The organism is Streptomyces sp. NPDC026394 (assembly GCF_055567735.1).
Window position 1 is genome coordinate 81,240 of the sequence record NZ_JBVHPX010000029.1, and the last position, 8,404, is coordinate 89,643.

Here is an 8,404-nt window from a genome sequence, read left to right on the forward strand (position 1 = left end):
GCCCCGTTACACTCGGCGGCCGCGTGACACCGCGGGCCCCCCCCCCGTGCCCGGCCGGGCGGGGGGGGGGGGGCGTTCCCGCCGGCCCCCCCCCGCCCCGCGGGGGGCGGGCCCCGCGCGGGGGCCCCCGCCCGACGGTGTGCGGCGTCGCTCAGTGGCATTCCTCCCCCGGACGGCACGGGCCGCACGCCGCGTAGTCGCGCTCCCACAGCTTCCAGTCCACCTCGAAGCCGTTGTCCGCGATCACCCGGGCGGTGCGTTCCACACTGCCGTCGTACTTGAACGCGATCTCCGGAATGTGCTCCAGGAACTTCCCGTCGAAGTGCCGGTGGCAGAAGTCGCGGTAGTTCTTCGTGTCCAGGATGAACACATGGACCGCCAGGTCGACGAGGCGGCCGCAGCACAGCTCCAAGTGCCGGCCCCACTTCTCCATCGTGGTGATCAGGTACGAGACCGCGGCCCCGAACAGCCGGTTGGCCATCACCTCGTCCACGGGGTGATCCCGCATCAGGAGCTGGATCTGCCGGGCCCACACTTCGCGCGTCACGTAATCCCGTGGATCGCGGACCGGTGTCTTGGTTTCGGCCACTGTCGTCATCGTGCCCTCCTGCGTGTGACGGTCCGGCCCACCGTGGGCCGTACGACCACGACACCACCGGGCAGGAGCGGCCGGAGGGCGCCGTGCATGCTGTGCAGACCATTTGCGGATAGTGCACACGGCATCGACGCGGGCACGTTCAGTCACTACCGTGGTACGGGCCTCGGCCCCTGGCGCGCGGGAGGCGCTGTGTCCGGCGACACGCCGTGGTGCTCCGACATGGTCCGCTCCCTCGTCGCCACCCGGCACGCCGGCGGCCTGGTCAAGGTCGGGCGTACTGCGCGCGGGTGGCGACAAGAAGACCTGGGCGGCCGTCTGGGGTGCTCGACCTCCACGGTCTCCCGGCTCGAAGCTCGCCGCTGCCCCTCCGACCTGCGTCTGCTGCGACGCGCCGCCGAAGAGGTGGGAGTCCCGACGGATGTTCTGACGGCGTCGCTCGCTCTCGGCGGTTCCTCGGCCACTAAGGTGGCGCTCGATGGTCCACGAGCGCAGGAGGACCCGATGCGCCGCCGTACCTTGCTCGCTGCCGCCGGACTCGCGGCCCCCGCGCAGTTCCTGATCGGCGTCGATGTCGCACTGGCGGGCGTCCCCGATCCCAGCGGCTCCGCCGCGCCCCTCAGCCGGCGTATGGCCCAGGCCCGAGGATTGTTCGACGCAGGCCGGCACGCCCGACTCCTGGAGGTGCTGCCCGGCCTGCTCGGTGACGCGCACCTGGCAGCCCGCTCCCGGCAGGAACTGGCACTGGCCCGCCTCTCGACGGGTTACAGCCTCCTGTCCCAGGTCCTCACGAAGATCGGCCGCTACGAACAGTCCCGCCAGGCCGCCGACCGGGCCACCGTTTACGCGGACCTGTCCGGCTCCCCGCTCGCGGCCGCGGCCGCCGCGCGAGAGATGAGCATCGTCCTGCGTCATCAGGATCGGCCCGCTGCAGCTCAGCGCCTGATCCTCAAGGCCGCGGCGCACGTCGAAGCCACCGGACTCACCAGCGGCGCGCAGTCCTCGGCGTACGCTCAGATGCTGTGTACGCAGGCGTACTGCGCGGCCCGTGCGGGCGACCGGGGCCATGCCCTGGCCACGATCGGCGAGGCCCAGCGCGTCGCCCGGCTCCTACCCGAACGGGCCCCGTCCGAGCGTCTGTTCCCGTTGACCCCAGCGGCCGTAGCTCTGTACGCCGTCGGCGTCCACTGGGCCTTGGGAGATGCCGGCGCCGCTCTCGAATCCGGTGCCCATCTACACGAGGGCCAGTTCGCCACACCCGAGCGCAAAGCCCGGATGCACACCGACATGGCGCGGGCCTGGTGGCAGATGTCCAAGCCCGAACCGGCCGCCGACGCGCTGCTGCACGCCGTACGGGCATCGCGCGGCGAGGTCCGCGACCGGCCCGCCATCCGGCAGGTCGTCACCGACCTGGCCCGGCGCCACCCTCGCGCGGCCGGAGTCCGCGAGCTGTCGGCTGCTGTCACCACCGTGCGCTGATGCCGCGAGCCGCCCTACGGGCGTGGCGGCTGGTTCGTCGATTCCCCTGAACCACACCTGGCATGCGGGCCCGGTTCCCCGCCACTCCTGGGGAGCGGCGGGGCAATGTGCGGGTCCGGCCAGGTCAGACGGTGGCCTGCCTGGCGAACTCGACCAGTCCGGACCAGGCGTCCGCGCTGAGCGTCAGGTGCGGGCCGTTGGGGTTCTTGGAGTCGCGGACGGGGACGACGCCGTGCGAGACGACGAGGTTGGTGGCGATCTCTATGCAAGCGCCGCCATTGTTGCTGTACGAGGACTTGAACCAGCGGGGGTTGTCGGTGGTCACGGGGTGCCCTTTCGTAACTGTTCGAGCATGGCCATGGATGACGCCTGGGAGAGCGCCTCAGCCTGTAGCTGATGGTAGGCCGCCAACAGGGGCAGTACGGACGTCATATCCCGCTCCAGGTGCCCACGTTGGGCGGACTCTGCGTACGATGCGAGCTTGCGATCGGGCAGAGTGAGGATGTAGAGCGGCAGGTCGAACGGGCGGCGCTCGCCCATGTCGAATGGGGCGACCTGGAGCACTGTGTTCGGCAGGTCAGCAAACTCGACCAGGCGATCCCATTGGGCGTCCATGACCCTGGGCCCGCCGATAGGTCGGCGAATGCAGCTTTCGTCCAGCACCACAAAGATCTGCGGTGACGGTGTTCGAACTTGCGCGGCCTGTCGCTGTGCCACGAGCGTCACCCGCTCTTCCGCCTGTTCGGCCGTGATCGCTCCCCGCTTCACATGGCTCTCTGCGAGGGCCGTCGCGTACTCCGGCGTCTGGAGGAGGCCAGGGATGACTCCCACCTCGTAGAGCCGGATTTCTGCTGCCCGCCCCTCGTGCCCCACATACTCCGGGAAGCCGTCCAGCAGCGCAGGCTGACGCACGGACCGTCCCTGTCGTTCGAGGCGGCCGCCGCTCCCCAGCACCTTGTCCGCTCTTGCCGCGAAGCGGGAAGTTGGAGGGCGCCGACCATTTTCGATGGCGGAAATATGCGTTCCGGAGTACCCCAAGCGGTCCGCCAGCTCTTCCTGGGTCCACCCGCGCTCGTCCCGCAGCGTACGCAGACGGACGCCGAAGCGCGCCGCAGGCGAATGATCAGGGTCCAGCTCTTTGCGGTTCAACCGCCACCACCCAACTGTCCGTTCAAAGGACGCAAGTTGAACAGGCTTCGTCTGTGGGTCACGCTAATTCCCTCCAGTAGTGATACCGCTACGGAAAGGAGCGAACCTTGCCCCGAAAGGGTGAACCTGACCAGTTTTCGGGCCGGAAGCGCCTCACCCGGCTCATGCGCTCACGCGGAAGTGACGGCGTGCTCATTGTGCGCACCAGTGGCGACAGTAACCCTGCCCTCAGCCTCCCCCAGCCGAAAGGCATGGTCATGACGACGCCGACGACGCCCCCCGTAACGACCCGCCTCGAAATCCAGATCACCGGTATTCGCGCGCACTTCGCCGAGTGTGTCACCGAGGTCGACCGGGAAGCGTGTGGTGCGCGTTCTGCCTGTTGGGACAATCCCACGCAGTCGAACACGTGGATTCGCGCGCACGGGGCGGAGACCGGGCACAAGCGTTTCACCCGGCACACGGAGGAATCCGTCAGCATCTTCACCGCGCCCACCGGGACGCAACGGCTGCGGCAGTAGAAATGAGGCGACGCGTACGCGTACGCGTGTGCAGGGGCCGGGCCGACTGGTGGTCGGCCCGGCCCCTGGAGCGGTCAGCTCGCGTCAGTACCCGTCAGTACCAGATCGTGTGCTTCCAGATGATGTTGCGCGCGGTGTCACCGGTGTCCAGGCCGTATGCCGGCCGGTCCGTGGTGAAGTACTCGCGGAAGCTGGACTGCGGGTCGCGGGCCATCATCGTGTTGCTCCTCGTCCAGTCGCCGTCGACCTGGGACCACAGGTCGACCAGGGCGGTGGCGACGCGGGCCTCGCAGGCGTCACCCGGGTCGATGTCCCTGGTGGAGCGGTCGTTGGCGAGGTTCTGGGAGGCGCCGTTGCCCCAGTAGTACGTGGTGTCGTCGAACGTGTGGAACGCCACCGCGTCGGCGAAGCCTTCGGTCCAGCCGCAACTGGCGGAGGAGGTGCGGCTGACGTAGTGCGGCGAGCAGTTGGTGACCTGCGGCCACCAGCCCCGGTAGAGCTTGCCCATCAGCGCGTGGCCCGCCTCGTGCACGGTGGTGTGCTCGGAGTCCGGGTCGTCGTCCGCGAGGTGGATCTTGTCCTCGCCGGACATCCAGTACGTGCCGTCGGTGGAGCCGGGGTACCACTGCACGGTGATCGGGGTGCAGCGGCCGCTCTGCTGGCTGGACGCCCAGCAGTTGGTGGTGGAACCGCGGTTCCACCACAGCTTGTTGAGCGTGTCGAGGACGTGCCAGGCGCGGCTCTGTCCCTGGTTGGCGTACACGTTGCCCAGGCTGGTGCTGCGCGAGACGTTGTTCAGCGCGTACGAGGTGGTCGCGTAACGGCTGCCGTTGCGGTCGACCACCGACCACATGCCGCCGGCCTGCGTCTGGAACTCCACCCAGGCCGTGGAGGTGACAGCGGTGCTCGGCGTGTAGCAGAGGTTGAACTGGCCGTTGCCGTTGCCGGTCATTCCGGTGGCGAGCTTCTGTACGGCGCCGTTGGCGGTCGGCCTGCCCCACAGGGTGACGTTGGCGTTGCTGACCGGCTCGTCCCGGTTGGCCTTGGCGTTCCAGTTGCCGCCCTCGGCGGACTGGAAGCGGTTGCGGAAGGTGCCGCCGACGCAGACCTGGGCGCGTGCGGCCGGTGCGGCGGCAGCCGAGGCGCGGGCCGGAGCGGGCGTCTTGGGCGTGACCTTGCGCGGCTTGCGCTGTCCGGGGCCGGGGCCGTCGACCTTGGTCGCGCGGCCCTTGACGACCGACAGGCCCTCGTCGGTGGAGCCCTTGGCGGTGCCGACGGTGAGTTCCACCGAGTCGTGCCCGGCGCGGCGCGGGTCGGGACGGTCGATGTCGCTGATGTCCGCCTGGATCTGCGCGGGTCCGGCGGCGACGGCCTTGACCTTGATCTCGACGGAGCGGGTGCCCGGGGTGAGGGCGATCTTCTGGCTGGTGCGCTGGCCGAAAGCGTCCGTCGTGGGGGCGGTGAGACCGGAGTCCTTGCCGGCTATTCGCAGCGAGGGCGGGAGCTGTACGGCCAGCCCGGCGTTCTTGACGTCGGCCTGCGCCTTGACGTCCACGGTGAGCGTGGCCTGTTCGCCGACGGCGGGCAGGTGGTCGAGGGAGGCGGTGACGCCGAGGCAACTGGGGGGAGCTTCGGAGTGCCCGCCGGTGGAGCGGATCGTGCAGGTGCCGCTCTTCGCGGCCGGGCCGGCGGGGGCGGCCGGGGCGGTCGTGCCGAACGCGGACGGTACGACGACGACGGCCAGACAGGCGCCGGCGCCCGCCAGCGCGACGAGTGGGACCGGCCGCAGGACGCGTCTCTTCAAGGCCCGTTTCCGGGACATGGGCAAACCTTTCCGCGGCGCCCACGGCCAGGACCTGGCCGACCGGATCCGGTCCACGCGGACACCGCTGTGCGGGAGTTGCGCGCTGCCCACCGGGGTGCCGAGGCGTGCGACGGGGGACGCCAATCGCTGGCCAAAGAAACACCCTGGGTGACATAGATCGAAACCCTACACGATGCCCTGCACATGTCATGACGTGCCGAAAAAAGTCGGCCAGGCGCGAACTGTGCGCCTGACCAGTGACGTTGCGGGATAACGGAAAAGACCGGTGTCGGGAATCACTCCCTTCGGGGTGCGATGCGGGGCGGTGCGGCGACTACGCGCTGTGACTGTGTGTGGTGGCGGGCGAAGTCGAACGCGTCGCGCTCATTCGGCAGGGTTGTCCTGGGTGAGCCGGACGCGCCTCCAGTGCTGCGCCTTCTTCTTGTCGTCCCGTACGACGATGCCCAGCCTGGCCAGTTCCTCCCTGAGCTGCTCGGCGTCCTTCTTCCGGCTCTTCTTCAGGGCGTGTGCGCGGGCCTTGAGCAGGGCGTGGGCGTCGCTGGACAGGTCGGGCTGCGCCGTGACCCAGCGGCGGAAGTCGGCGGCGTACGGATCGCCCTCCGGGCGCCAGGGGTAGCCGTGCCGCTCGAAGGCGGCCGTGAACCGGTCGACGTCGAAATCGCCGTGCACCCGGGCGAGTTCGGTGGAGTCGTGACCGAGGAGCACCAGGTTCTTGCCGTCCTGGAAGACCGCGGCGGTCGCCGCGCGCGGCACCGTCCGGGTGACCCGGTCGACGGTCAGGGCGGCCCGGTCCGGCCCGATGTCGGCGGTCACGTACTCAAGGTCGGCGAAGAAGGCGATGGCCAGGCCGACGAGGACGCCGACGGCCGCGGCACCGATCGACAGGAGCGGTTCGGGCGCGGACGCGACCAGCTTGAACGGCCCCTGGAACGGGGCCCACGGGAGCGAAGCCACCCAGCCCGCGGCCCTGCTGACCAGCCACAACGCCACCGCTCCCGCAACGGGGAAGCCTGCCCAGAGCACGGCGCGTTCGCCGGTGGTGGGGCCGACGGTGGTCCGGTCGGAGGGCGGCGACGGGGACTTGGAGAGTGAATTCTCGGGCGTCGGGTGGTCGGAAGTCATCGGGCCGGTTCTCCCTCTGGGGCGGTACGGGGGCGGTTTTTGGTGCCGGGTGAGGACGGTGTGCCGGTGGGCGGGGGGACCGTCCCGGGTGCCTGGCCGCCGGTCAGCCAGGTGACGATGCGCCGCAGTTCGGCCGTGTGCGTGGCGGGGTCGAAGTCCGGTTCCCCCGCGGCGAGGTAGGCCGCGTCCAGCAGCCCCTGGATCCAGGCGGCGACCCGTTCGGGCGGGAAGGGGAGCGGGCGCCCTTCCTCGGCGAGGCGTGCCGTCAACGTCTCCAGGGCGGCCCGTATCTGTGCGGTGTCGGACATGATCAGCCGGGCGAACTCCTCGTCCCGGTTGACCTGGAAGACGACCGCCGCCGCGAGCCCCGGCACGAGCGGGTCGGCGAGGTCGGCGAGCAGGTGGTCCACGAGGAGGCGGATGCCGTCCTCCGGGCGGTCCTGGGCGGTCGCGCGGGCGCATGCCTCGGCGTTGCGCGGCAGGTCGTCGCTGAAGAGCGCGTGGAAGATGTCGCGCTTGGTGGCGAAGTAGTGGAAGAGCGTGCCCGAGCCGATCCCGGCGGCGCGGCAGATGCGCGCGGTCGAGGTGCCGTCGACGCCGTACGCGGCGAATTCGCCGGCCGCGGCGCCGAGGATGTGGGCCCGTTTGCGGGCGTGCTCTTCAGGGTTGACGGTACGCATCGCCGTAATAGTAGAGCAGGCGCTCTAGTAAAAACAGTGGACGTCAACCAGGGGTTGACGACTGAGGGGCGTCAACTTACGGTTGACGCATGACGGAACCCAGTCGCAGCACCCATCCGATCCGCCTCGACGACCTGATCGAGACCATCAAGAAGGTCCACCCCGACGCGCTGGACCAGCTCACCGACGCGGTACTCGCCGCCGAACACCTCGGCGAGGTCGCCGACCACCTGATCGGCCACTTCGTGGACCAGGCCCGCCGCTCGGGCGCGTCCTGGACGGACATCGGCAAGAGCATGGGCGTCACCAAGCAGGCCGCCCAGAAGCGGTTCGTGCCCAAGACGCCCGGTGAGGCGTCCGACCTCGACCCCAGCCAGGGCTTCAGCCGGTACACGGAACGCGCCCGGAACGTGGTGGTGACCTCGCAGAACGAGGCCCACGCCGCGGGCAACCCCGAGATCGGCCCGCTGCACCTGGTGCTCGGCCTGCTGGCCGAGCCGGACGGCCTCGCGGCGCGGGCGATCGTGGCGCAGGGCGTGACGCTGGACGCCGTACGGCAGCGCGTGACCGAGTTGCTGCCGGCCGCGGCCGGGGAGATGCCCGCGCTGATCCCCTTCGACGCGCAGGCGAAGAAGGCGCTGGAACTCACCTTCCGCGAGGCCCTGCGCCTGGGCCACAACTACGTCGGCACCGAACACATCCTGCTCGCGCTGCTGGAACTGGAGGACGGCGAGGGCGTACTGCACGGCCTCGGCATCACCAAGGAGGCGTCCGAGGCCGACGTCGTCGCGGCGCTGGCCGAGATCATCGCCGCCACGCAGAACGTCACGCAGAAGAAGCAGAAGTGACCGGGCGGGGGGGGGGGGGGGGGGCGCCCCCCCCCCCCCCCCGCCCCCCCGCCCGGGCGCCCGCCCCCCCCCCCCCCCCCCCCCCCCGACCACCCCCCCCCCGGGGCCCCCCCCCCCCCCCCCCCCAACCCCGGCGGCGTGTTTTAAAAAACGGGGGGCCCCCCCGCCGCCGCCCGGTTTGGGTT

9 protein-coding genes are annotated in these 8,404 nt (G+C 70.4%); 3 read left to right on the top strand and 6 right to left on the bottom strand.

What is annotated here, in order from left to right; genetic code table 11:
- Window positions 1-151: 151 nt before the first annotated feature.
- On the bottom strand, window positions 152-598 hold the full coding sequence (locus tag ACZ4QV_RS37905; protein ID WP_361582785.1) for a glycine-rich domain-containing protein: 447 nt from the start codon (window positions 596-598) through the stop codon (window positions 152-154).
- Window positions 599-787: 189 nt separating this feature from the next.
- Between ACZ4QV_RS37905 and ACZ4QV_RS37910 the strand changes: the two genes are divergently transcribed.
- Window positions 788-2,074, top strand: a complete 1,287-nt coding sequence (locus tag ACZ4QV_RS37910; RefSeq protein ID WP_361619565.1) for a helix-turn-helix transcriptional regulator — start codon at window positions 788-790, stop codon at window positions 2,072-2,074.
- 124 nt (window positions 2,075-2,198) lie between these two features.
- Here ACZ4QV_RS37910 and ACZ4QV_RS37915 read toward each other — a convergent pair whose 3' ends face one another.
- Window positions 2,199-2,399 (bottom strand): DUF397 domain-containing protein, encoded by a 201-nt coding sequence (locus ACZ4QV_RS37915; RefSeq protein WP_361619566.1) that lies wholly within the window; start codon window positions 2,397-2,399, stop codon window positions 2,199-2,201.
- The gene (locus ACZ4QV_RS37920; RefSeq protein WP_361619567.1) at window positions 2,396-3,223 is read right to left on the bottom strand and encodes a helix-turn-helix domain-containing protein; all 828 of its coding nucleotides are present in this window, start codon (window positions 3,221-3,223) and stop codon (window positions 2,396-2,398) included. The genes ACZ4QV_RS37915 and ACZ4QV_RS37920 overlap by 4 nt, the downstream gene beginning before the upstream one ends.
- A 257-nt stretch (window positions 3,224-3,480) precedes the next feature.
- Here ACZ4QV_RS37920 and ACZ4QV_RS37925 point away from each other — a divergent pair, with 257 nt between their 5' ends.
- Entirely contained in the window at window positions 3,481-3,744 is a 264-nt protein-coding gene (locus ACZ4QV_RS37925) for a hypothetical protein (RefSeq protein ID WP_361156633.1), read from the top strand.
- Window positions 3,745-3,838: 94 nt separating this feature from the next.
- On the opposite strand, the gene ACZ4QV_RS37930 is transcribed toward ACZ4QV_RS37925, so the two are convergent.
- The 3 genes from ACZ4QV_RS37930 to ACZ4QV_RS37940 form a co-directional block, all read right to left on the bottom strand.
- The gene (locus ACZ4QV_RS37930; protein ID WP_361156630.1) at window positions 3,839-5,548 is read right to left on the bottom strand and encodes a mycolysin; all 1,710 of its coding nucleotides are present in this window, start codon (window positions 5,546-5,548) and stop codon (window positions 3,839-3,841) included.
- A 384-nt stretch (window positions 5,549-5,932) separates the two neighbouring features.
- Complete coding sequence (locus ACZ4QV_RS37935; protein ID WP_361619570.1) at window positions 5,933-6,691, bottom strand: YqeB family protein; 759 nt, start codon at window positions 6,689-6,691, stop codon at window positions 5,933-5,935.
- A complete protein-coding gene (locus ACZ4QV_RS37940; protein WP_361582795.1) occupies window positions 6,688-7,371 on the bottom strand; it encodes a TetR/AcrR family transcriptional regulator in 684 nt (227 codons plus the stop codon). The genes ACZ4QV_RS37935 and ACZ4QV_RS37940 overlap by 4 nt, the downstream gene beginning before the upstream one ends.
- A gap of 89 nt (window positions 7,372-7,460) precedes the next feature.
- On the opposite strand from ACZ4QV_RS37940, the gene ACZ4QV_RS37945 reads away from it, so the two are divergent.
- Window positions 7,461-8,219: a Clp protease N-terminal domain-containing protein gene (locus ACZ4QV_RS37945; protein WP_361156621.1), complete on the top strand. Its 759-nt coding sequence runs from the start codon at window positions 7,461-7,463 to the stop codon at window positions 8,217-8,219.
- Window positions 8,220-8,404 lie beyond the last annotated feature (185 nt).

Coding starts and splice junctions, on each gene's coding strand:
- ACZ4QV_RS37945 (WP_361156621.1), top strand. CDS start 7,461: ATGACGGAACCCAGTCGCAGCACCCATCCGATCCGCCTCGACGACCTG.
- ACZ4QV_RS37940 (WP_361582795.1), bottom strand. CDS start 7,371: ATGCGTACCGTCAACCCTGAAGAGCACGCCCGCAAACGGGCCCACATC.
- ACZ4QV_RS37905 (WP_361582785.1), bottom strand. CDS start 598: ATGACGACAGTGGCCGAAACCAAGACACCGGTCCGCGATCCACGGGAT.
- ACZ4QV_RS37935 (WP_361619570.1), bottom strand. CDS start 6,691: ATGACTTCCGACCACCCGACGCCCGAGAATTCACTCTCCAAGTCCCCG.
- ACZ4QV_RS37925 (WP_361156633.1), top strand. CDS start 3,481: ATGACGACGCCGACGACGCCCCCCGTAACGACCCGCCTCGAAATCCAG.